This window comes from Psychrobacter sp. APC 3426 (genome assembly GCF_030408035.1).
Lineage (GTDB): Bacteria > Pseudomonadota > Gammaproteobacteria > Pseudomonadales > Moraxellaceae > Psychrobacter.
Genome location: NZ_JASDCF010000028.1, coordinates 1 through 25,727, shown reverse-complemented (window position 1 = coordinate 25,727; position 25,727 = coordinate 1). Strand labels below are relative to the sequence as shown.

The 25,727-nt window shown below is 39.2% G+C and carries 16 protein-coding genes and 1 pseudogene; 6 read left to right on the top strand and 11 right to left on the bottom strand.

Annotated features, from left to right (window positions below; genetic code table 11):
• Positions 1-12: 12 nt before the first annotated feature.
• The 6 genes from QL919_RS11920 to QL919_RS11895 form a co-directional block, all read right to left on the bottom strand.
• Positions 13-663 (bottom strand): 3-oxoacid CoA-transferase subunit B, encoded by a 651-nt coding sequence (locus QL919_RS11920; protein ID WP_102091445.1) that lies wholly within the window; start codon positions 661-663, stop codon positions 13-15.
• Positions 664-689: 26 nt separating this feature from the next.
• The gene (locus QL919_RS11915; RefSeq protein WP_290189711.1) at positions 690-1,382 is read right to left on the bottom strand and encodes a 3-oxoacid CoA-transferase subunit A; all 693 of its coding nucleotides are present in this window, start codon (positions 1,380-1,382) and stop codon (positions 690-692) included.
• Between the two features lie 33 nt (positions 1,383-1,415).
• Entirely contained in the window at positions 1,416-2,243 is an 828-nt protein-coding gene (locus QL919_RS11910; RefSeq protein WP_290189710.1) for a transporter, read from the bottom strand.
• A 246-nt stretch (positions 2,244-2,489) separates the two neighbouring features.
• Positions 2,490-3,422, bottom strand: coding sequence for a catechol 1,2-dioxygenase (catA, locus tag QL919_RS11905; RefSeq protein ID WP_290189709.1), 933 nt, complete (start codon positions 3,420-3,422; stop codon positions 2,490-2,492).
• A gap of 157 nt (positions 3,423-3,579) precedes the next feature.
• A complete protein-coding gene (catC, locus tag QL919_RS11900) occupies positions 3,580-3,870 on the bottom strand; it encodes a muconolactone Delta-isomerase (RefSeq protein WP_102091449.1) in 291 nt (96 codons plus the stop codon).
• A 43-nt stretch (positions 3,871-3,913) separates the two neighbouring features.
• The gene (locus QL919_RS11895) at positions 3,914-5,080 is read right to left on the bottom strand and encodes a muconate/chloromuconate family cycloisomerase (protein ID WP_290189708.1); all 1,167 of its coding nucleotides are present in this window, start codon (positions 5,078-5,080) and stop codon (positions 3,914-3,916) included.
• Between the two features lie 197 nt (positions 5,081-5,277).
• Here QL919_RS11895 and QL919_RS11890 point away from each other — a divergent pair, with 197 nt between their 5' ends.
• The 3 genes and pseudogenes from QL919_RS11890 to QL919_RS11880 form a co-directional block, all read left to right on the top strand.
• Complete coding sequence (locus tag QL919_RS11890) at positions 5,278-6,195, top strand: LysR family transcriptional regulator (RefSeq protein WP_290189707.1); 918 nt, start codon at positions 5,278-5,280, stop codon at positions 6,193-6,195.
• 57 nt (positions 6,196-6,252) lie between these two features.
• On the top strand, positions 6,253-7,320 hold the full coding sequence (locus tag QL919_RS11885; protein ID WP_290189706.1) for a maleylacetate reductase: 1,068 nt from the start codon (positions 6,253-6,255) through the stop codon (positions 7,318-7,320).
• 489 nt (positions 7,321-7,809) lie between these two features.
• A pseudogene (locus QL919_RS11880) lies at positions 7,810-8,967 on the top strand (IS3 family transposase); the annotation flags it as partial.
• A 231-nt stretch (positions 8,968-9,198) separates the two neighbouring features.
• Here QL919_RS11880 and QL919_RS11875 read toward each other — a convergent pair.
• The 3 genes from QL919_RS11875 to QL919_RS11865 all read right to left on the bottom strand — a co-directional run bounded on the left by QL919_RS11875 (position 9,199) and on the right by QL919_RS11865 (position 12,316).
• A complete protein-coding gene (locus QL919_RS11875; protein WP_290189705.1) occupies positions 9,199-10,713 on the bottom strand; it encodes a DASS family sodium-coupled anion symporter in 1,515 nt (504 codons plus the stop codon).
• 771 nt (positions 10,714-11,484) lie between these two features.
• Complete coding sequence (locus QL919_RS11870) at positions 11,485-11,970, bottom strand: substrate binding domain-containing protein (RefSeq protein ID WP_290189704.1); 486 nt, start codon at positions 11,968-11,970, stop codon at positions 11,485-11,487.
• On the bottom strand, positions 11,876-12,316 hold the full coding sequence (locus QL919_RS11865) for a LysR substrate-binding domain-containing protein (protein WP_290189703.1): 441 nt from the start codon (positions 12,314-12,316) through the stop codon (positions 11,876-11,878). Before QL919_RS11865 ends, QL919_RS11870 begins: the two co-directional genes overlap by 95 nt.
• A gap of 396 nt (positions 12,317-12,712) precedes the next feature.
• Between QL919_RS11865 and QL919_RS11860 the strand changes: the two genes are divergently transcribed.
• The 3 genes from QL919_RS11860 to QL919_RS11850 are packed head-to-tail and all read left to right on the top strand — an operon-like array spanning position 12,713 to position 18,826.
• The gene (locus QL919_RS11860; RefSeq protein WP_290189702.1) at positions 12,713-13,249 is read left to right on the top strand and encodes a hypothetical protein; all 537 of its coding nucleotides are present in this window, start codon (positions 12,713-12,715) and stop codon (positions 13,247-13,249) included.
• The gene (locus QL919_RS11855; RefSeq protein ID WP_290189701.1) at positions 13,249-15,573 is read left to right on the top strand and encodes a hypothetical protein; all 2,325 of its coding nucleotides are present in this window, start codon (positions 13,249-13,251) and stop codon (positions 15,571-15,573) included. The genes QL919_RS11860 and QL919_RS11855 overlap by 1 nt, the downstream gene beginning before the upstream one ends.
• On the top strand, positions 15,566-18,826 hold the full coding sequence (locus QL919_RS11850) for a site-specific integrase (RefSeq protein WP_290189700.1): 3,261 nt from the start codon (positions 15,566-15,568) through the stop codon (positions 18,824-18,826). The genes QL919_RS11855 and QL919_RS11850 overlap by 8 nt, the downstream gene beginning before the upstream one ends.
• 23 nt (positions 18,827-18,849) lie before the next feature.
• On the opposite strand, the gene QL919_RS11845 is transcribed toward QL919_RS11850, so the two are convergent.
• The gene (locus tag QL919_RS11845; protein ID WP_290189699.1) at positions 18,850-24,195 is read right to left on the bottom strand and encodes an NACHT domain-containing protein; all 5,346 of its coding nucleotides are present in this window, start codon (positions 24,193-24,195) and stop codon (positions 18,850-18,852) included.
• Complete coding sequence (locus QL919_RS11840; RefSeq protein ID WP_290189698.1) at positions 24,196-25,557, bottom strand: hypothetical protein; 1,362 nt, start codon at positions 25,555-25,557, stop codon at positions 24,196-24,198.
• Positions 25,558-25,727: the final 170 nt, after the last annotated feature.

The following is a 25,727-nucleotide window of genomic DNA, read 5'->3' as shown; positions in this document are numbered from 1 at the left end:
TATGAGGCGTTTTTATTTAGTCTCGTTAATGAGTGTGGCACCCGTTACCGCTTGTAAGTCATTAAAGCTTAGGTTTTCGACCATTTCAGTCACTACCAGCCCTTTAATCGAAACGTCTATAACACACAGGTCGGTGAAAATTCGATCGACGCAGTTTTTGCCAGTCACAGGATAGGTAAGCTCGCTGACGATCTTGGGCTCACCAGTCTTGGTCGTATGATTGGTCATCACAAAGACTTTTTTGGCACCGATGGCTAAGTCCATAGCACCGCCAACTGCAGGTATTGCACCTTCTTCACCAGTGCTCCAGTTGGCCAAATCACCATTGGCCGCCACTTGAAACGCACCCAATACGCAAATATCAATATGACCGCCGCGCATCATGGCAAACGAGTCACCATGGTGAAAGAAGCTACCGCCATCTAACATGGTGACGTATTCCTTGCCAGCATTGATCAGCTCTGGATCTTCTTCGCCTTTGGCAGGGGGCGGGCCAAAAGCCAACAAGCCGTTTTCTGAATGTAAAAATACGTCTTTGTCATCAGGCAAGTACTTAGCGATTTTGGTGGGTAGACCAATGCCCAAATTGACATAGGCACCATCTGGAATATCTCGGGCAGCACGCTCAGCGATTTGATCCCGTGTGAGTAATGTATGGCTCATGATGACGCTCCTTATGATTGACCGTATTAAGCGCTGGCTGCGGTAGTAGAATGAGTAGGCTCGATTTGCACCACATGCTGCACAAAGATACCTGGCGTGATGATGTGTTCAGGATCAAGCTCACCCAGATCGACGCTTCTAGAGACTTGAGCGATCGTCACGTCAGCTGCCATGGCCATGATGGGACCAAAGTTACGTGCTGATTTTCGATAGACTAAATTGCCCCAGCGATCGCCCTGATCCGCTTTGATTAAGGCAAAATCTGCTTTGATTGGATATTCAAGCACATAGTCTTTGCCATCGATATGGCGCGTCTCTTTACCTTCAGCAAGCAAAGTACCAAAACCCGTTGGCGTATATACCGCACCAAGTCCCATGCCAGCAGCTTGAATACGGCAGGCCAGATTGCCTTGTGGCACCAGCTCAAGCTCGATTTTTCCCGCATGATATAGCTCGTCAAATACCCAAGAGTCTGACTGACGTGGGAACGAGCAAATGATCTTACGCACTGCCCCTGTTTTTAATAGTTTGGCAAGACCATGATCACCATTGCCTGCATTATTGTTAATAATCACTAGGTCTTTGATACCCAAATCAATGAGCGCATCAATCAGTTCGGCAGGTTGTCCTGCCGTACCAAAACCACCAATCATAATCGTGGCGCCGTCTTTGATTTGACTGAGCACATTCGTGATGCTTTTCTCCGCTTTGTTAATCATAGTTTGACCCCATTTTAGATCTTGTGGAAATCTTTAGAATACTTTGGTTAGCGACGCTCTGATCACCTCTCCCTCAAAAGTATTTTTATTTGAATACTCTTTATACACGGCGACATCCCCACCTAGTAGGTTAGGCGGTGAAAAATAGCCAATAGATAGTCCTAAGGCGTTTCTTTCTTCGTCGCCGTCACCGGTCTCAAAAGTGTTGTAACCAACCAGGCCAACATCTAGCAAGCCGTAACTTTTGCTCAAACCCCATTCAATGATTAGCTCATCATCTAGGTCGTCACCATTAGGCATCTCATAACGACTTAAGGCACTGAGATTTAAGTCACCTTGTTGGTTGAGCTTAACGTTACCACCAAGGGTAAGCATGACGGAATCATAACCTTTGCCAGGGCTTGCAAATCGATTGCTATCATAGTCGCCAGTTTCTGCCCAATAACCGATACCACTGACTGCATCCCATCTATCGCCATGCCAGCCTAATACACCGCCCACATATAAATCACCTAAGCCTGTACGTTCATCGACATCTTGACCACCGACTCTTAGATCTGTTTTTATAAGCGGTACAATGGCCTCTAATGTCAAATCGCCACCTAGTACCTTTTGCGGTGTGACCCATATCGCTCGATTGGCAAGTGCGGTAACATTAACCTCGCTGTCATTTGGTAACGCCTCATTTTCATCAGCGCTATAATTTACGAGATAGCCTTTGTAATACACTCCAGGTGGTGGTACTACACTTGCTTTTATTCCTTCAATGCCTGGGACGTAGTGGGAGTCAGAAGCATGGATGGTAAATGACAAGCTAGCAGCGATAGTAAGTAGGGTGATTTTCTTCATCGTATTTTTCATAGAACATCCTTGTTCATATTTTATTTTATGATTGTTCAAAACTTAAGATTAGTGTTTATATTAGTCAACCAGTTCATGAATGGATTAGTGAGTTAAAAAAGATTAGATATTAGGTTGAAAATAATGAGTGCTTACCGAAAGTTAAGCTTGATACCACAGCAGGGCGTGGTATCAAGTAGATATTGAGATTATTAGTCATGACTTTTATGTAAATACCTGAAGAAGCTAAGTATTTAAAAAAATATACTATCTAGCCTTGTGCACGGCACGGCGACGTGCTACCTCACTACCATGTACATCAGCTTTACTATTTTTTAACAGATGGAAGTCGAAATCGATTGAAGCATAAGGCTTATCAAGACCTTTTTCTTTGAGCTTATCAGCGTTGTCAACCATGGTGACTTCCGGTACTAAGCCTTCACGACTGGCAAAAGCAAAGTCATCCCAAAGGTATTCATCACCATCAATATTGATCTGCGTGGTTATTTTGCGCATACCTTCAGCACTAACGAAGAAGTGAATGTGAGCAGGGCGATTACCATGACGTCCTAAAGCACTTAATACTTGATCCGTCATACCACCTGGTGGTACTGAGTAACCCAGTGGCACAATACTACGAAAAGCATACTTGCCGTCACCATCAGTAATGATAGTACGACGTAGATTAAAGTCAGGTTGCGATTCATCGAAGTAAGAGTAGTTACCTAAAGTGTTGGCATGCCATGCCTCTACTTTAGCATTAGGGATAGGATTGCCATCTTCGTCATAAACATATCCTTGCATAAATAGCACTGTGCCTTCTTCATCTTCAGTACCATCATCAAGCCGCGCAAAGCCTTTTTCTTCAGGAGCACCTGATACATATAGTGGCCCTTCAATGGTACGTATTGTGCCACCTTCTAATCCAGCCGCTTTCATATGTTCTTCAATCATTAAATCCATGAAATGATCAAAACCTAAACCTGGTGATAAGAGGCCGGCTTCTTTGCCTAAATCGCCAATGTAAGACACACCAGTCCAGTATTCATCAGCAGTGATATTTAGATCATTAATCGTTTTCATCAAATCGGTCACAATGCGCAGGGTGATTTCTTGCACACGTGGATTAACTTGCTCAGGGAAGTCGATCTTGCCTTTAATGAACTGTTCAGCCAATTTTTCAATCTGCTTGTGTTCCATGTCCTTTCTCCTTGGGTTTAACCTGATTTGTGAGGATATCCTCGTGGTCGTTCAATCGTTTTAGCTGTCATTTTTTTTCAATCTGCTTGTGTTCCTTGTCCTTTCTCCTTGGGTTTAACCTGATTTATGAGGATATCCTCGTGGTCGTTCAATCGTTTTAGCTGTCATTTTCACGAACAGATGATGGATGACGAAGTAGTGGCGTAACTTCTACTTTCATGTAAGGATAAAGAGGCAATGACATCATGATATCGTGCAGCTCTTCATTGCTCTCAACATCAAAGATACTAAAGTTTGAGTACTCGCCAGCCAATCGCCAAATATGACGCCATTTGCCTTGCTCTTGCAATTTTTGTGATAGCGCTTTTTCAGTGGCTTTTAGTTCGGCAACTTTGTCAGCATCCATATCGTTTGGTATTAAGACATCCATTCGTACGTGATATAGCATTATTCTTTCCTTATGGTTTTGAGCCCGTTAATTATTTAATTCTTTATAAGCTATTTTCAGCAGCAAGGTAGGGTTGAGAGTTTGTATTTGATACCGCTGATAGGCTGAGTCCTGCATAATGATAGATTTTATCGCGATCCACCTCGATCCCTAGTCCAGGGCCCGTTGGCACAGACAGTCCAAAGTTACTGTAATCTAGCGGACGAGCTAGAATATCTTCGGTGAGTAATAGAGGTCCAAAAAGTTCAGTATCAAAATTTAAACTAGGGTAAGTTGAGAACACATGAGCCGATGCGGCCGTGCCAATGGGGCCCTCTAACATCGTACCACCGTATAATTCTATTCCTGCAAGCTGTGCCATTTGTCCAATGAGGCAGGCTGCCTTTAGTCCGCCAGCTTGGTTGATTTTGACTGCAAAGACATCGGCGCAATGATCAACTGCTAAACGAAAAGCATTTTGTAGATCTTGGACAATCTCATCGGCCATGATGGCTACCTCAAAATGCTCTTTTAAACGTTTCAGTCCCGCCTGATTACGCATAGAGATAGGTTGTTCTATTAAATCTACCCCGCCAGCTTGCAAACGCTTGATTGCGCTCATGGCTTCAAGCTCAGTCCATGCTTGATTGACATCGACGGTGACACGATACTCTGGTATAGCTTGCTTGATAGCCAGTACATGAGAAATGTCTTCATTAATAGGATTACTGCCAATTTTCAATTTGAAAATCCGATGCTTTTTTTGTTCGATCATCTGTTTTGCTTCGCTAATATCTTGATCAGTATTACCGCTGGCAAGTGTCCATGCCACTTCAAGCTCATTACGTACACGGCCACCTAATAACTCACTGACCGGTATGCCAAGACGTTTGCCCTCGATATCGAGTAGTGCGGTTTCAATTGCGCATTTTGCAAAGCGATTACCAATGATATGCTGATTTAGTAACTGCATAGCTTTGGCAGTGGAAGTGGGGGCTTCTTTTAATAACAAAGGCGTGAAGTAAGTGTCTATATTGGTCTTGATACTATGTGGGCTCTCTTCTGCATAGTTGAGCCCACCGATGGTTGTCGCTTCGCCCCAACCTTCAAGCCCATCTTCTGTCTGAATATGAACTAAGACTAAGGTCTGCTCATTCATTACCGTACAAGCAAGTTTATGAGTTCGAATGGTAGGTATCGGAACCAGCAATGTCGTAATTGAACGAATCATATTGCGCTAACCCTTGATTAATTAGTTGTTATGCTTGTTATTAACTATAAGGCTTATAAACTGCCGTGTCTAAGACCTTATATGATGCTTTTTTATACCTTTTAGGTATAGTATGATAGTAATACAAGGGTTTAATAGACGGACAAAGTTGATTGACAGCCTAATGATAATTAAACAATGATAATAAGGATAACGATATGGAGCTTAGACATTTACGTTATTTTGTCGCAATGGCAGAAGAAAAAAGCTTTAGTAAAGCGGCTGAGCGGCTTTTTATATCCCAGCCACCACTTAGTCGTCAGATAAAACAGTTAGAAGAAGAGATGGGAGTGCTTTTGATTGATCGTGATCAACGGCCTCTTAAGTTAACTGAAGCAGGGGTTTTCTTCTACGAGAATGCCATACAGATTCTAAAAAAGTCCGATAATCTTCGAGCGATGACTATGCGTAAGGGGAAGTTTGATGGCTCTTTGTCTATAGGTTTTGTAGCGTCGATTTTATACGGAACGTTACCAAGAGTGATCTCACGCTTTCGCAAGGTATATCCTAATATAGAAATAAAACTTCATGAATTAAATTCGTGGCAGCAGACGCAAGCACTGACAAACGGCAAGATAGATGTAGGGTTTGGAAGATTGTTTTTTGAGGACGCTTCGGTCAGACGTATTTTATTGAGAGAGGAGAGCTTAATGGTAGCCGTTCCTATTGATCATCCCATCATCCAACGACGACAAAGCACTATAACTATTGCTGATCTAGCTAATGAGAATCTATTATTATATCCAAAGGCGCCGCGACCTAGTTTTATTGACTTTGTTTTGGGGTTGTTCGAGGAACGCAATATTGAGCCGAGCTCATTTTCAGAAGTTAGCGAATTGCATGTGGCTTTAGGTTTAGTAGCTGCAGGAGAGGGGATCACTATTGTGCCTCGAGCGCTCGAGAACCTACGCGGTACAGAAATTGGTTATATTCCATTCGAAGACGGATTATTAACGTCACCAGTTATTATGAATGTCCGTCATTTTGATAAGTCGGATTTGCTAAAAACGCTACTGGATGTCACCTACGAGTTATATGATGAAGAGAGGTTTGTTTATCGGCGTGAGGAAATTTAAGTAGACTTATTTTTGCTAACTTATAATTTTAGCAAAGCTAAGTTTTAAGGAGGAAAAATGCAAGATTTTCACTATAATGCGTTACCAATTGATGTTTATTTTGGTGTAGGTAGATCCTCTCAAGTGAAAGATATTTTTCTTGAACAAGGCTATCGAAGAGTTCTAGTAATTACCACATCTGGGCATGAAGAAATAGGAAAAGAGCTATCAGATAAGCTAGGTAATATATCTAGAGGCGTTTATCCTCATGCAGTTATGCATGTACCAGTAGAGGTAGCAGACAAAGCAGTGAAGTTTGTTAGAGATAGTAGCATTGATTGCTGCCTTGCTTTAGGTGGTGGCTCTACTATCGGGCTTGCCAAGGCTATCGCTTTGAAAACACATTTGCCAATAGTCGCTATACCGACTACTTATGCTGGTAGCGAGATGACGAGTATCTACGGGATAACTGACAACCATAGGAAAACTATTGGTAAGGATGTTAATGTGCTACCCAAAATAGTCATTTATGATCCAGAGTTGTACCTAACATTGCCTGCACAAATTTCAGCTTGTTCAGGTATGAATGCAATGGCACATGCTATAGAGTCGCTTTATGCAAAGGATAAGAATCCGATTGTTAGTATGATGGCAATTGAGTCGATTAAAGCTATAAAATCTAGCTTACCAATAATTATCAGAGATCTGAAAAATATACCGGCGCGTCAGCAGGTAGCCTATGGCGCTTGGCTGGCAGGAGTTTGTTTGGGCTCGGTGGGTATGGCGATTCATCACAAAATTTGTCATGTCTTGGGCGGTACTTTTAATTTGCCTCATGCTGAGGCGCATGCCATTACTCTTGCGTATTCAGTTCACTATAACCGTAATGCTGATATTAGAGCGATGGATAAATTGGCAGAGGCTTTAGATGTCAGGAGTCGTGAAGAGATAGGCTTAGCGATTTATCGTCTTAATCGGTCTCTGGGTATTAGGATGGCACTTAAAGAGATAGGCTTACCGGAGGAGGGTCCGGATAAAGTCGCTCGAATTGTTTGTGATAGTCCTTATTATAATCCGCGTGATTATAATTATGAGGAACTTAAAGGTTTACTAGGAAAAGCTTATGAAGGTGTGCCTCCGGTTTAAAAATACCCAGAATTTTTAAACCTTGTAGGTTTCCTTAGTCACATTATTAAATTTAAAGAACTGACGACCCAATACGCTTTTACTAAACCCAGTTGGAGTACAAAGCAACCTAGTTTTAAGCACTCTCTTAATAAGTGAGTGATATAGAGGGTTTCCCGTTGAACATTTTTTCTCAATCAGCATCTAGTCATAACGTTCTTTCAGATAATACACAAGTTAATCAATATGTGCCTATTATCCAGTCAAGCACACAGTAGCAATCGCCTAATCCGTGTAACATTGATTAATAGCTATCTAAAAGGTCAAGCTAATCCATTAACTAAAAGGTCAAGCTAATCCATTAAATGTTGATAATAACTGTATTTTAACATGGTATAACTCCGCTGGTAAAAATGACTCTAATGGAAGCTATTGCTCTATTTTATGACGTACCCTTGAGTGAACCGCCCCGATATTTTCGGAGATCTAATATTTTGAGAGAATACGACAATGAAAAGACAAACCTATACTCCCGAAATTAAAGAATGCACCATTCGCATGCTCATTAAATCAGCAAATGACTATCCCTATAACGGTTAGCCAGCCAAACCATTGCCCCTAAGATTGTTTGTACGCCTGAAACCCTGCGATCAAGGCATAAGAAGAACATAGACTAAACTACTCCTACATCAGCACAAACTCAAAGCCAAGAACAGAGTATCTAGGGGCTTGAGCGAGAATGCAGAGAGCTCAGATGAGCCAATGAAATAATTAGGAGAGCTGCCACTTTTTTCGTCCGGGGGGGGGGAGACGGGTCGCCCATCCAAGTGATGGTCAATTTTATTGATGATCATAGAGATAGTTATGGGGTCGAGCAAATCTGTAGAGTGTTGCCGATTGTTCTATCAACCCATTACCGTGAAAAATATTTAGCTAATAATCCAGTAAAGAGCTTATTTCGCAGTCAGCATGACGAGTTTTATCTCAGTGTAATCGAACGCATGTAGCAGGATAGTAAATGTCGTTAAGGCGTTCGCAAAGTATAGCAGTAGATGAAAGCTGAGGGTGTTTTGGTCGCTCGTTGTATTATTGAGAGTTTGATGAATTAGTGTGGCCTACAAGGCGTTTGGCGTAGCAAAGGCAAGATTACTACCAATAGCTGTGACGACCAAAAGCATGCTAGTGACTTAGTTAATCGTAACTTTCGCGCTCAGCGTCCTAACCAGCTGTGGGTTGCGGATTTTACTTATATCAAGACGTTGAGCAATTGGATGTATACCGCTTTTACTATTGATATGTTTGCTCGCGCTATCGTTGGCTGGAAAGTATCTAGTCGTATGAACACGGATATGGTGATAGCGGCATTAAATCAAGTAATAACAGATAGGAACAATATTAAGGATGTCGTTCATCACAGTTATCGAGGGATTCAGTACTTATCCATTCGTCGCTAAACATATAAGATGGCTGACTGTGGCGTGATTGCTTCCGTTGGCACAACTGGCGATTCGTGCGACAATGCATTGGCTGAAACGGTCAATGGACTGTACAAGTCTGAGGTAATACATTATTTAAAAGAGAGCTAGACTGGCGTTAATGCCAGTTGAACTGGCAACCCTTGAATGGGTGGGCTGGTTTAATGAAAATCGTTTACATAGTACGATTAGTTAAGCGTCACTTTTTGAATTTAAAAAGCGTTATTATGATAATTTAGCTCTGTCAGGCATCGCTACCTGACTCAAGTAAATTACTCTCCGATCGATATAGTCGGGGGCGGTTTAGTCCAGAATTAAATTCAACAATCTAATATAATATAATATTAGGTTTCTTAACTCGACACCAATCTACTTTATACTTACTGTGTTTGAAGTTAAACCCATTGTAAACTAGAAGCTAAATTCAACGTCCCAAAACCATCGGCACTAATGTCTGAATCATTATAAAAATCACTACCAGTGAAATGATATTTAACCAGACCCCAGCACGCACCATTTGCTTGATTGATACTTCACCTGAACCAAAAGCTACCGCATTAGAAGGGGTAGCAACTGGCAGCATATAAGCCGAACAAATTGATAATGTCATCAATGCTGTCATAATTAAAGGATCAATTCCTACACCAATGGCAACTGCTCCCATAATAGGAAAGAAAGCAGCTGCAGTTGCAGTGTTACTAGTAAGCTCTGTTAATCCCAGTCCTACTATAGCGGCAACCATCATTATTAATAATGGAGGCAAGTCTCCCAGTGAGCCTACCTGTTCGCCAATCCAATTTGACAAACCAGTTAAGGTGAAAGCGGCCGAAAGACTTAAACCACCGCCAAACAGTAGCAACAAACCCCACGGAATGTCACGCGCAGCATCCCAAGTCAGTAAAGCAACGCTCTTACCCTTATTGTTCTTATTACCAGAGGATACAATAAAACAAGCAACTGCTGCCGTCATCGCTACTTGTGAAGAAGAAATTCCCGCCAAGAACGGTAGCACCTCATCCACGGCAGATATTTTAGTCAGTAAAGGTACTGCAACCCAAAAAAATATAGCACCTAGAAATATCATTCCTACCCGTGCTTCAGCCTTAGCCATGGGTCCAAGGGCATCGACTTCTCTACGAATTAATTCAGCACCACCTGGTAGCTCCCTTAATTTAGAACGATAAATCACTTTAGTGAGTAAAACCCAAGCTATAATAAGCATGACAATGGCAAAAGGCACACCAACCATCATCCATTCAGCAAAACCTATAGTATAACCCTGTTGCTCTTGTAGATAAGCAGCCATTAAAGCCGTGGGTGGCTGCCCTATAAGCGTCGCAGTAGAACCTATTGTAACTCCATAAGCGATACCCAACATTAAGGCAGCAGAGAACTTCCTGTCATGATGTATTCCGCTTTCCTGACCTTCTAAGTTTCGAACTAGTTTCAGAATTGAAACGCCAATTGGTACCATAATAACCGCTGTCGCAGTATTAGAAATCCATGCTGAAATGAAAGCTGAAGACATCATCATTCCTAGGACAATTTGATCAGGACGTGTGCCTACGATCTGTACAGTGCGTAATGCTACACGACGATGCAATTCACTACGCTCTGTTGCTAGACCCAGTATTACCCCACCTAATACCAAAAAGATTACTGGATTTGCATAAGGAGCAGCCATTTCTCCAAAGGTGCCAACACCGAATAATGGAAATATTATGAGCGGCAACATTGAAGTCACTGGAATCGGAATAGCTTCCGTCATCCACCATATTGCCATTAATAATGCACCGCCTGCTGCTGCACGTCCAGCAAAGGATAAGCTATCAGGTAGAAGCCAAGCCAACACAAGCCCACCAAATAAGCCAGTCAAAATCATTGGATAGCTTATTGTCTCCATAACGTCCTTCAAAGGCGGCTCTTTGGTCTCAATCATTTAGATATCCCTAATCTATTTTTAAGAAGTTCAAGCAAGACTTTTACTCTGAAGGAATTAAATATATTCAAACTACTTTAGACTTTAAATATATTTAATTTATACATCGCTTTTTGTATTAAAGATAGACACTCTTGGATCACATGTCCAAGACCTATTTAGCAAATAACTATACCTTTTAGGTATAGTTATTTGCTATTATTAGTAATAGATTATTGTTTTTTATCACACTCCAACATTCACAAAGTCACCTGACAAATCTTATGATTAGCAATTTGTAGTACAAGCTTTATATAAACAGCCTTAGATGAATTATCGATATAGCATGTGCACATTTTGGTAAGTAACCAGCAGGTCTATAAATGCTATTTGTAGATCTGCAATATTATAGGTAATTACATCTAACAATTTTGAATTATGGATGTAAGTTAATTCTGCAAACGCTCATTAATTCAAAGCCACCTTGCCAGCCGCACCATCCATTCGATAGTTTTTAATGTCCCCGGCGATAACTAGATTAACGGCTTTTTCGATGTCACAGTCGCTAATAGCCTTTAAAAAATCCTTGGCCACTGATGTCACTTGCTCAATAATAGCCTGTGCCTTTATCAGCTTTTATTTGAGGCTCGCAGGTGTGGGCTTTGTTTAGTGATAATGTTTTCGATGATGAATAAGCCAATAAAATCTAGTAATAATCGTAATTGAGCCTATCTATTAAGTGTAAAAAGATACGGCAAAAATAGTGCTTTGAATTATTCGCTAATTATCTGCTCATCCCAATATGGCGGTGCACCATAATAGGCCGTCATAAAAACTAATAAAACATCTGATCTTATGAGGTAGCAGTTTTTTATGGGTATAAACGGCATATAAGCCTAGAGGGCTCGGTTCATATTCTGGCAATACTATTACTAGCTTGCCAGTATTTAGCGCTTTGCTAGCAATAAAAGTCGGTTGCAATACTAGTCCGGCACCTTCAATAGCTGCTTCAACCAATACATCGCCGTTATTACTACGAAAAATACTGCTTTCCTTAAGCTGTTTTGTCTTTAGGTATTTAAAAATTTGTCCCTTAGTCTCTATATTCATATAACTATAATGCAAATAGCGATGCCCTTCTAAACCCTCAAGTTGTTTAGGCGTGCCGTGAATTTTTAGATGGTCAGGCGATGCGCATAAAACCACACGAATAGGCGCGATTTGCTTGGCGATAAGCGATAAGCGATGAGCTTTCCAGCTGTCCGATACGCAATGCAATATCAAACCCTTCTTCAATAATATCGACTTTTCGGTCGCTCAGCTGTAGATCGACAGTAACTGAAGGGTAGCGTACTTGAAAGTCAGTAATCAGTTTTGCCATATGCTTTAAGGCAAATGAGACGGGCGCACTGATTCGCAGCATACCTTTAGGGTGCTGCTGCAAGCCGCCCAATCGCGCTGCCATTTCATCAATACTCAATAAAATCTGCTGAGCGTGGATAAAATATTGGCTACCAGCCTCAGTTACGCTGACTCTGCGAGTCGTACGATTAAGCAGACGAGTATGGAGCTGCTCCTCTAATCTTGCCACATACTTGCTGACCAGTTGCGGTGAGAGCTGCATAGTGATTGCTGCATAGTGATTGCTGCCTTACTAAAGCTACCTTCTGTCACGACCGCTACAAAAGCGCGTATCGCGTCGATTCTGTCCATCTTTTATCCTCTATCTGTCGTAATATTAAACCTACTATAAATGATATGTTGATAATTATTCAAACCCCAATTTTAACCTTCTCACCTAACAAAAATATAAAATGTAATAACCTCTTGAAGCTATATATCCTATAGTGTTAAGAGGTTTTTTTATATCTAAAATAATATTAACTATCTAATGAGATTAATTGTTTTGCGATTTCAAGCCCCACAATACTAAAGTGTTTGACACCTAAGAGATTATTGGATAACATGAATTATATTCACTATTATTATATAAATGATGAGAAATAATAAATTTAAGGTTATGCAAAAACTTGCCAATCCTAGTAAGGATGATTTGTATATCCATCCATATGCTAGAGCCGCTTTATCTGTTTGGCAGAGATTGCGGCCTAAAGCGACTTATATCAATATGAAGTTTTTGGATAACTTCTACCGTCCACCACTTCGCTTGGTTGATGGAGGAGATAACAGCTTTTATTTCTTTAACGATTTCCAAAGAGTCGATCAGGTCTTAAAATTCGAGAATGATAGTGATTACCCATGTTTAATCATCCCTGAAAGTATTAAAGACGTTCAGCAGCTCGCATGGATGGAGGTTATAGGCTTGATGTTCTTGAAAGGTATTCACCATCCTGATCTGTTTAAAGCGCTTAAAAGTACTGCCCCTCAAAGTGTTATATGTCAACTAATGGGGGTTAGGCAACTAACGGTAAGGGAATATTGCCATTTTGCAGGTATCAGCCAGAGTAGTTATGAATATCGCCAATGTAAGTTTGCAATAGAAGAGCGAGTTCTAGGTATACCTCAAAGTATGAGCTGGTTGAGTGGTAGGCCCTAATGAACATAAATCAGTTTGATAACAGCGAATTACAGAGGGTTTTAGATCATCTAGTGCCACTGGATTCACCGTACTGTATAAAAGTACAAAACCTGATTATTAACACCCTTTATATTAATTCAGGCTTTTGCCTACATAGTAGTGAGCAGACCAATATAGATATGCCAGTATTTGCATCGTCTGAATGTGGAGCTATTGCCAAGATAGTCGTCAAAGAGAAAAAGATTGAAGATTGGGCAGTCACTTATATGCTGGTCTTGTTTTACCAGAGGTATGGCCAAGCACGTAGTGATAGTGAAGCATGGCAGTTTATGAGTGCATATCTGCAAATAATTATTATGATTTCTATACGTAAGGATGACCATTCTGCCAAAGTTAATCAGCTAAGTGTGCGTCTAAGGATGGGATTAAAGGATAATAACCCACAATTTGAGATTGTTAAAAAACTAATTAACATCCATGCTCAACATGTTTCACTGACGAAGGCGCTAGCGCTGTTACGTCAATATGAAGCACAAATAAGGAATGATGAAGATTCAGGCAAAGTAGTTAATCAAAAGTTGGCTGGTAAGATTGGTCAAATAAGACTTGCCTATGAAGTAGTTGCAGAGAACAAAGCGTTTGTAGGTAAAACCTATACCAACTCACAAAACAATGAGCTTAGTAAAGAACATACTAATAAGCGATACCTTGATAGCTCTGATGAGCCAGTACGATTCACAATATTTGGTAAACCTCATAAAAATGATAACGTGGCGGACGCTGAGAATACTGCTGATGATGACCCGCCTGCGCTCTTAGATAATGATTTTAAGCCCTCTAGGACAACCGCTAAATCCTCAGAGTTGCAGCAATGGAAGCTAAAAAACAACTATCGACACGCCCGCCGTAATAAGTTTCATTTTCCTACCAACCTACGTCAATTAAGTCTACTGAGCTATCAGATGCTATTCGCTCGGGTGTGGCAGGTTTTTACCATTGTCAGTTATAAGCAGCGTCAGGTTTATGCGGTCATATTACTGTCACTATTAAGTGGTCGGAAGATCCAAGATGTGATTTATGAGTTAGAACTGGATAACAGTCAGCGTAAGTGGTTGAGTCATGAGAGCGGTTCGGCTGCTGATAGTTATGCTATAAGTAATACTATTGACGTAACTTCAAATCGTAGAAGCCACTTATTGCCCCATCGTCAAAGCCATGATAGTGAATTTAAATTACCTCTGCCAGCTAGACTGCAAGCAGTTATTGAAAATAAGTTTTTGGTAAATAGTAATGAGGTCTCTGAAGTGCTGGCAAGCTTAAAAATGCAACTAGATCTACCAGTGTTATCTAATCAGCATATTGACGCTTGTTTATATACAGTTATAAAGAATGAGCTGCAAGAACCATTACATGCCGACATGATTACTGGGATTGATGTGAAACACAGCTCGCCCTTGTATTACACCAGTATTGAAACGATAAGCTTAGAGAAGACCTACTACAGTGCTATACAGCTATTGACCGAATACTGTAGTGTGGACAGCCAAAATGAGCTGCGACAGCTTAGTATGTCTAGCACGAAAAGTAATCGGTACAAAAAACATATCGGTAGTGACATGACTTTGAATACTGATATCTGTCAAAAGTTTTTTGATGAGCTTGCTGAGGCGGCTGAGAGTTATAACGGTCGATTAAAGCGGAATTTAAGCATAAGGCAGGACCGTTATATTGAGCAGTTTAATGCTTATGGTGTCTGGCTATGGCACATCATCTTTATTCAGACTGGGATTAGACCTGTAAAGCATGCGCCTGGACTTTTAAATCAATTTGACTTTAGGCAAAGGCTGTTATGGGTGTCGGATAAAGAAGAGCGTCATGGGCAAGGGCAGGGAAGGCTTATTCCTCTTAGTGATTTCTTAATCACAGCCATTCAGAATTATATTGAATATATCAAGCAATTTGCGGTCATGCATAATTCTATATACCCCAATGATCAATTTCCTATAAATAACATTTTGAACTCTAGTCAGCCACTCATTCAGCTATTTAGCCAAAATCCCAAAGGGTTTGCCGGTATTACGCCTAGTAAGGTTCGCTATCAGATAAAGCATTTTTTTAGTCATCAAGATAATTGGCTAAGACATCAATTACGTTCACTACTAACAAATAGGTCTCCTGAGCATTTGATATGCGCCTTATATGGTCATGAACATCCAGATCAGGAGGCTATGCATCCAATGTCGTCATTATCCATTAATGAGCTAAAAGAACTATCTTGTGATCTAGATAAAGTAGCTGGCAAGCTTAATCTGCGACAGATAGAGGTAAACATATATGGATAATGCCTTTGCCCATCAGTTAAGAGAAGAAAACAGAAGCAACAGTTATGAGAGTATCAAAAATGAGGCGAAAATTTTGATAGCTTCGTATATTGATGACAATCACATACCCATAGGAATAGACCTAACTGAATACTATCAAACCATTGGTAGCTTACTTGAAGTGCATTTTGATACTGCGCATACCTATTACTTAGCCAGGCAAGGTTTTTTAGAGTTCATTCGAAGTTATAACAAATTACATGGATTGAATTTAGATGAGCCGGTTGTACCAGTTATAGCAGAGCGTGATCATTTAACAATATCCTATGATTGGATGGTAAATGGTGCTCAAGTAAGCCTTGCTAGCCAGCAAATGATTGAGATACGGCAACGGAAAAGAAGGTTCTCAAACAATGATTTGATTGAGTCAGTGCTCTACTGTAGCGTGATGTATGGGGGATTGAATGACATAGATGTGTTAAAAACACTGTATCAATGGCTCCTAGGCGAACGTGACATATATCAATTGCAGCTACCAGCAACTGATGAATTACCAGATTCAGGTGTCAGCAGCGAGAGTTTGGCGCTAATCTTGCTCAGCATTGATGATGACAATTACGGTTGTTCTTATACGCAAAGTCATACCTCAGAGGATGTATCTGCTACAAGCTTACAGCGCTATGTAGAGTACATACCTGATGATATGACACTTTGCTTTTTATACGCGCTAAAAGATAAAAAGTTAAAAAAAGAAGATGTGAAGTCGTTTGAAACCATTATCAGTGATATTTGTAAGAAGCTAAAACTACAAAATAAAGATAAAAGTAAACCGCATTTATCACAGTTAATAAAATACGCTGACTATCATTGGCGGCAGATGAAGGGAGGCGATATAGACACTGCATTGGCTATTGTTAGACAGGGTAAGATTAAAACGACGGGCTTAACCACAAATAAGCTTATTAATTATAATCAAGAGGTGATTAACTCAAATCTACAGCCGCTCACTTGGGAAGAGTTATTTGTAGCAAGCTTTTCAGAATCTGACAAAAAAAGTACCAATAGTAGGGAGTATCCAAGTTTTAGTAAGAATCTTATTAAAGAGGTTCAAGATGCCCTTAAGGGTAGTAAAGCATCCGCTATTATACAAGTAGAGCTGTTACAGCAGGAGTTAACCCAACCCAACGCCATGCGTCTTTTAGGATGGGTAAAAAGCTTATTGAATGATAGCAATAATAGGTTAGATACCATCAGTAAATATCTGGGCTGTATTGGTCGGGATTGGCTGATGCTAACAATGGATGAGAATCTTGATGAATGGTCTGATGAGGACTTTGAGGCGGTCTATGAGGAGATTATTCAAAGTAAGATTAAGGATGGAAGAAAGCAGTCTATTTTGAACAAAGACTCAGGCTTTGGTGAAGACAATCTAGAGATAGATGATGATTTAGTTGGCTGTGCAGACGATGTGTTAGGTCAAGATAGTCTCAATGGCTTAAAGAATGAGCGCGTAAAGAAAAACAAAGTTTCATATCTGGATAAGCTCAAAGATACGCAAAAATTTACTTACGGTAGACTGCGAGCTTTCCATGATTATCAGAGAGCGTACTATAATGCGCCGTTTGTGTATTTTCCGTGGGGTAATAAACGCCAAGTGGTAAATGCGAACATGATATCACCTCGAATATATCATGCGATGAAAGAGTATTTGGTCACCTCGGATTTAGATGATGAACAGAAAAACCTTTGCTTAGTAGTCTTAAGTCTTGCGTATCGAACAGGGTTGCGAATCAAAGAACTTATGGGTATTAAAGTTCGTGATATAGCGGACATCTATATTGATGAGCATAGACAACGAATAGAGCAGCCGCAAATTTGGTTAAGACCAAACCGCTATCGGAGATTGAAAAGTAGCAGCGCAAGTCGCCTTATACCGATTAACTGCCTACTCAAGAAAGACGAGCTAGAACAATTTACTCAGTTATATCATCAGCAGAAAAGATTGAAGCGTCGTTACTTGTTTTCTCAAGGTTCAGGTGAGCAGCCGTTACCCAGTGTGGTTTTTAGTAATCTCATGAAGTTAATTTGGAACAGATTCCTAGGAGAGCACGACTTCACATTTCACAGCTTTAGGCATACTGCGATTAGTCAGCTGGCGTTAGTACTAAGTAAATCGCCATTGGCACAGGTGATGACTGATTATGACAATGAGCAGTGCGAGAGAGTAATAAAAGGTATCCTGGGCTATCATAAAGAGCAGGGTGCTTGGTTTGGGCTGGCCAGCCTTTCAGGACATTTAACGTGCGACACAACCTTCGAGCATTATATTCATACTGCTCATCTGCTGGCAGGGGAGCGGCTGAGTAACGCTCGCTTGGAGCTACCTATAACAGTTTTAGAGCTAATAACAGGGCTAGATTACTCTGCTATCTATAGGCAAGACAAAACTGCTTATGATGCAACGACAAAGACTGTGCAGTTAAATAAGATAAGACCATATGTCCTTAAAAAAACAGCTGTTAATAAAATACCATTATTTAAGGATGCAGATGAACCTGATAGCAATGCTAGCCAGCAACTGTTAAACGGTAATTTGAATGAATTTGAAGAGTTGAGTACAAATTCAATTTTCATTCATCCTAAATATGCGGACGTCATAGGTTTTTTAGAGGAGCTGCAGGAGTTAAAAGAAAACTCTCGAGATGAGCTGTTACCTGAAATTGCTATTAGACATGGTATAAGTCTAAATGAATCTAAATGTTTATATCTGCGCGCTAGTGAGCTGTTCGACGATGACAGGCTATTACTAGGTAAGCCTAAAGGTAGTAAAAATCAGGAAGTAATAATTAGAGCATTAGATAGGGCGTATCAGATATCTATAAAGGATCCTGAGAAGTTGAGAGTGTTTATTGAAGTATTTGCACACAAACATAACTTAAATAACTCATCGATTCATTTTGGTATCAAGGAGGCCCAGCTGGAGATGCTACAGAGTTTTATGCTAGTAGGGTGTCAGCTTATTGATGCCAGTCATTGGCAGGTTAGGGCATATAGCGAGCAAGCTGTAAGCGATGTTAAAAAAGACTTGAGTCTGAACAGCTCAATACTTGTCGGTGCTCGTGAGAGTTTTCATGGCTATGAGGTAAGGGTAGTACAGAAAAAACGTAAACACTCTGACAAAAACTTGGCTACCACTGATCACTATTATGCATCATCGGGGGTGCTTAAATATCTAGGTTATTTATTAATGGTACTAACAAAAAATAAAATATAGAGTTTATAGCTAGCTAGCTTGTTTCAATTAACCTTGATGCTTCTAAACAATTCGCTTTGTTGTAGTGATGCACTACGTCTATCGCCTTGATCAATAAGCCAGTCAATAATTCTTAAGAGCTTTTGCCCAGTTTGCAAGTTTAATGGATTGTCTCTTTCTGCAAGGAATTGCACCAGCTCAGCAATTTTTGAATATAGTGTGCTACCTTGCCAGCCTACAAGCTTAGGCTTAGAGATTACGGTTAAGACTTGGTCTGCGAAAAGCTCAGCGGGATAGTCATTTTTGGCATGCTCACATAATTGTACAAAATTTTGCATAACAACGCCTACCCAACCTGCTTCACGCACAAGCTTATCGATAATTGGTAATATCAAATTAATCTCAGACCAGTTTTCATTTGCAAACCGTTTAGCACCATTAAATTGGCTAAACCGAGTAAACATTAATGTTTCTAGTGTATTATTTTTGAGTTGTTCAAATCTGCCAACTCTGTAGCTATCTTTGTTTAGCTCTTCAATTTGTAAGAATCTATCCAAACACTTTTGCAAAATTTTTATAATATCTTCTGATACAATCAATTCATCATAGAGATTGCTACTACAATAACCAATTAATGGCTCTATAAGCTTCCAACCTTCTTGAGTCTTTAGAGCCAGTATAGGTTCTACAAATCTATGATAGGTTTCACTAAAAGGTAACTCACTACAGATCATGCTTATGATATTACCTAAAGCGTCCATGAAATCGTAAAAGCTGCCTCGACTGCCTTTAAAATCATATTCTTCAGCCCAAGAAGGCTCAGTTAGTTCAATAGCCCAATTAATTAAACTCTCTATAAAACCTAGAAGTTCTTCTTTGAAGTATGTCTGTAGTAAATCTTTAATAGGTAGCTGCTTTAAGATATGACTCAAAAAAGTAGTATCCCATTGTTCATTAGATCTTTCCCACTTTATAGCGTCAAAAGACTTATTTAAGTGATAGTTCGAAGAAGGTCTATATTTTTCTTTTTCCAACTCAACCCATGGGCTTCCACAATTTGGTAATTGAATGAATTGTTTATCAGATTCATGATAGTCAGTTAAAGTAGATTCTATACCCTGTAACTCCGTCTTTACTTTCTCTATATCCTCTGAGTTACAATTACGATATTTTAAATAATTATAACTCATGGATACGGCCATAAATATAGCAGAATAGGTCAGTTTTCTATCAATGTCATACAATGAAAGACATGCATTTAGAGCCGATATTGATATCTCATTTACTGGACTTGCAATAATGCATAAGAGCTGAAGCTTTGCGTTATCGCCGGCTGGATCAAATCTTATTTCAGAAGCTAGTGCTTTACTAGAAAATATTTTTGGATGAAAGGAAAGCTTTGCTTCTGAAGTACTGCACTCGTAAGAGTTGAACGGAATTAAAACAGCTCTATTTATAACGCCACGAGCCCACATCAAATCTGCATCTGCCAAACCTTTTCTAAACCATAGTGTCATAGTCGCTACTGCAACAATAGCATTTTGTTTCATGCGTGTACGAGTAGACTCCTCAGTCCAACCTTCACAATCATCTTCAAAAAGCTCAGGCTCATCGTGTTCCTTTATAAAATCTAGAGCAGATTGAATAGAATATCCTTCTACAATAGAGTCTTGTAAAAGAGATTTATGAGCCCAATAGGCTATATTGTTGAAACTAAGAAAATCTACACTTTTCTTCTGTTCTTCTATGTTTTTGCTACTATCCAAAGAAGAACTATGATGTGAAATAGTGACTATATTTTCATTTTCAGTAGGCTGAACTGAATAAGTAGTCTTATCAGCATACTCAGCGTAGAAATTGGCTCGCTCCAATAGTTTTTCAGTAACCGCTGAATTATCTATTTGCTCTTCATAATCGTATGGCAAGAAGTTTTTAAATTTATTTAAGATTACTTTTAACTCATCACTAAATTCTGAAAATATAAATGCTGTTAGCAAATTAGATAAGCAGGACTTATAGCCTGTTTTGGTATATATTTTTTTAATCTCATCTATATCTTTTCTATGGGTAAGGTGTTTACCTGAATATGATATTAATGGCGTTGATGAACCACGTATGTCCTGAGTAAACCGATAGTAATCTAAATCAAGCACCTTTTGATTCGTCACTAAAGGAAGTATGGTTTTGCTAATACCCTGTTGTTCAAGAATGAGTACAGATATAACACTTAGGATAGCTACTGATTCATGATCTTTGGTTATTTTTTTAATTAACTCGTCTAGATTCGCACCCGCTTCTAACTGCTCAAAACACCACTTTTCTAATGCCATAAACGCTGATGATAATACGTTATTTATCCAAAATGGGCGTGACCAAATATATTCTTGCTCATTGCCCCAGAAGGTTTGAGAGCCCCAAGGCAAGTCTAATGTGATAGGAATTGGTGTGAGCTTTTCATCAGATAGCTCATGAAGCTGTTGCCAAGCCGTAATAGCATGATTTGATAGCTCTGTGATTAATCGTAAACCAGAGTCAGGAGCATGTTTCAATAATGAGTAGAATGGTTCTTTAATGGGAGAGGAGGGATAGAAACCAAGAAAATCGGTATTAATAGAAAGGTCATTCCAATCACTATCATCAACTCTCTCAGTTGAAAATGAACTTAAAGATAGTGATCTAAATTGAAGAGACTTATTTTGTTTAGCAGTTCTGTCTTCTACTGGAGTACTATTTAAATGTGCCCAATACTCTTGATTTCGTTTTGTCTCTTCACACTTTCTCGTATATTTGTCTAGTGGTAGCTCGCATAGCAATTTCTTCAAACATAGCTCTACTAGTAATTCCGGATGCTTCTGCGCAATAAATCCAGAAAACTGTATTATGTATTTAAATATATCGTTGGGTATCTCATTCAAAGTCAGTAAGTTTTTTAAATAAGCTTCAATAAATTCTGGGTTAGAGATGGTTGATGTTATAAGCAAACTACGCAAAGAATCTTTAAATTCGGATATATCGTCAACTAACTTCCAGTTATGAGTGCTAGCACTGCCTTCTAAACCTTCAATTTCACATAACCAATCTAAAGTAACCCGTAAGATTTCGGAAGATAATTCTAACGAAAAATCTGTATTTAACGTTACGTTTTGAAAAACGGAAAAAACGTCAATGATTTGTTGATACAAAAATTCAGGTAACGATGATATATCATTTAATATAAACCTAATGACCTTAAACCATAACGTTAAGTCAGAAGGCCACGCCATAGATGTTGCAGTTCGCATGTCTTTTGAAGTGGCGAGTATCAGTGGATTAGGTTTTGTTTTTTCAGCTTGAAACCAAACCAATAACTTCTCATAGAGAGCATAGTCGTTTTCAACTAGTTTGCCTCTAAATTGATTACTGTATTGCGCTATATTTGGATAGCTGATAGCACCTAATAGCCATGCTCGCAACCATTGTGAACGAAGTGTTTTAAACTTTGGGTTTTCTATTGCTATAGACCACTCTTCGTCCTGGAGCTTCTGCTGAGCCAGTAACTCTACAACTCTAGCAATAGCAGGAGGTTGACCGAACGTTTCAATTTTATCGAGCCATTCATCATCAGCTTCAAGTAAATTATACAATAATGACCATTCAAAAAAGATATCATGAGCAAAATCTACTGCAGATTTTCTACTATCGACTCTAATCACACCGTCGCTGTTTAATTCATCTAATTCTAAGTTGCTAGTAAGCGATCTTCTTTTTACGGGTTTACTAAGATTTTTAACCTTATGCTCAGCTAATTCTAGTAAAGCGTTCTGTCTATCTATGACTTTTTGACTCGTCGCACTATATCCGCCACGTTTCCACCATTCATGTATCAAATCTAGTTCAGACTCTGGGGATGTATCATCTGATATACTTAGCGTAGATAGAGTTTTTGCAAAAAATGGGGTTCTAGTGACATGCTTTACATTTTCAGAAGAACTAAAAAGTAAGCTTCTTAAATTCGGAAACTGTGTTGAGAGAATATTTGCTTCATTATCATCTAATTTATTGACAGTGACGTTGCCAATTGAAGCCTGCTTAAGAACAGACCCAAGCCATGTTCTTAGCGGCTCTAGCCCTGTCTCACGTAAGGTAACGACTATTTTCCACTCTGTTAATAGTGAGTCATTTAAAATCAAACTTATTAACTCATCGATAATTGGTCTATGCTGACTGTCAACACGGTCAATACCATCAATAAACAAGATGGGTGTGCCTGCTGATTTAATTTCAATTAATAGCTCTTTTAAACTATGATTTGAAGGTATCCCAGAGCTTTGAACGTATTGAGCCCAGTTTTTACCGACCAATTGATCGGATTTTAAAAACAATACAAACGAGCTCTCTAAATAGCTCTCAATTTCTTTACGTAGCAGAGCAGACTTACCAGTACCTGGCATACCTGTTATCTGAATAAAACGGGACGTTTTAAGCACTTCAGAAAATTTTAATTTTAAGCTACTTCTATCTAAACTACATCCATCAATATCGCTTTGAATTTGATGTAAGTAAGTATTCGTAAGCTCTTTTATTTTTGAAATATGCTCCTCAAAAGTTCTACCTTCTTTGAGTTTAACAACCTTACATAACTCATGGACTAAACGAACCCTATCAAACTGACCTGCCTTTCCTGCAGACTCTCTTCCTAACTCGTAAATATGGGACCAGACCAATACAGGTGATATATTACTATTATTCGGTAATTGCGATTGAATGTATCGTGTTCCTACATGAGCGTCAACTTCACCGTCATGTAGAAAGTCAAACCTCACAATAATAAAGTGTTTTAGAAAATTATGTTTTTCAGCAGGTATCAACGGAGTAGCAGATAATTCATCCAATAGCTGGTATATGGCTTCTCTAATAACTTTAATATCCGCACTAGCGTTCCCATTAGGACTAAACCGTTGCTCAAAGTGTTCAATATCACCACTTTCAACAGCTATTTGGCAGAGAAACCCTAGATCACGAAATTTAGCAGAGGATATTTCACTAACTGCCACTCCGTACTTATCTACACCATTATTAAAACTAGCATCTTGATAACTAGTTAAACTATCACGTATTACATCTCTAAAATTCTTATTAGTGTCAGCAGAGCTAATCGTCAGGTCGCGTTTGACCTGCAAGCTAGTTGTTCCAATTCGATCTGAGGCGTCTATCCACTTTATTATGACGTCATCTAAAGGATAGCCGAAGTCTCTTTGCTGGCTAGCTACATTTACTACCGTACCATTACAGCCAGGTGCACTCGCTTCAGCTAACAATGCAGTTAAATAAAAGGCCATGACATGACCTTCATAGATAAAGCCATCACCACCGGCAAGCTCTGGAGATTGTGAAGTATTTTTATTTTCCATTTATGCAAATCTTACTTCTGGTAGAGGGTCTATTTTGGCTTCTTCAGTTATCCTTTTTAACTCGCTGTTTGAATTATTTTTTAGTAATTCACGAGCAAGCTTTATACATTCAGATCTAACCGAAGTGACGTTAATGGCTAAATGACTAGTTGGATTTACATTTTCGTAGGCAGTACCATCAAAAATGATTGGAACGACTTCAAATAATGTTGAGATGTTTTCGTTACTTAAATATTCGAGAGAGTATAGCTTATTTGCAGTATATATTAGTGTTGTAAGTCCATTAGTACGGCTCAAGTTTATTGAATAAATTAACTTTGAGATCAATGGCTTTAATGCATCGTTAAAGTCAAATTTGCACCAGTTTAGTAAAGCATTTGCTGACGATACAACTTTTCTTATATCTTCTTTATAAAAACCTTCACGTATATCTTTCATAAGAGTATCAAAAGCCATATCAAATTTCTTAGAGAAATATATAAATGAAGACAATACCTCGAAGGTCTCCGTTTCCTGATAAAATCCAATTAATTTATTTAGATTAGCTTCATTTAATTTGGATTTTCCTAAATAAGGCGTTATAGCTTCATTTAGAGTAAACGCAATTTCTTTAGCTAAACGCTCTTCAGTGTTACCGGAGAAAAAATTAGGAATATCAGTCGATTTTGGAGTGAATCGCCATGTCGTCAGAGTATTAAATATCTTACTAGTTTGCTTCTTCGTAGGTAGTTCCTTGTACTCTTCGTTTAAAACAAGATTTCTAATTGGTATAAGAGTTTGAATCTCATATAAATCACTACTTTCAAATGAATATTTCTTGATAGCTAAGGCTAATGATTTTTTGTCGTTACTAGGCAGATGTAATAAAGCATGATTGAAAATACCTAATGTAGGTAAAATGCTATAATTTTCTTTACTACCCCATACAACTTTCCGTAATTTCTCTAACTCACTAGGTTTGAGATAACCTGATTCAATTAAGGGAAATAGTTTGATCAAAGCATGGACGCTGTCCTCATTATTCGGAGAGATATTGTTTATGATTTCATCTAAACGTGAACTGATTTTAAGACTATCATTTCTTACGGGAGGTAATTCTACAACAGGGTTTGGCCATCTCTGACCAAAATCATTGTCAATATTCACTTCGGTAGCTAAAGGAAATAAGAGAGCATCTTCAAATATCTCTGATTTTCGATTATCTGGTATAGCTAGTAAGCTGTATTCTATGAGATGACTATAAAGTTTCGACAGCCAGAAATCTCTCATTTCATCTATGATTGCAATACTGCAACCCCATTTAAACACTTGTATAGCCATGTCTGGCTCTGCCCGTATAACGAACCTAGCTAAAGCCTCCATAAAAACTTGTAACCTACTAAAATAATAATGTGCATACTTACTATGAACCGCCCCGGGATTGTCGGAGACTCAATTTTCTGAGAGAATACGACAATGAAAACACGAAACTATACCCCTGAAATGCAAGAGCGAGCCGTCCGTATGCTAATTGAAGCTAAAGACGACTACCC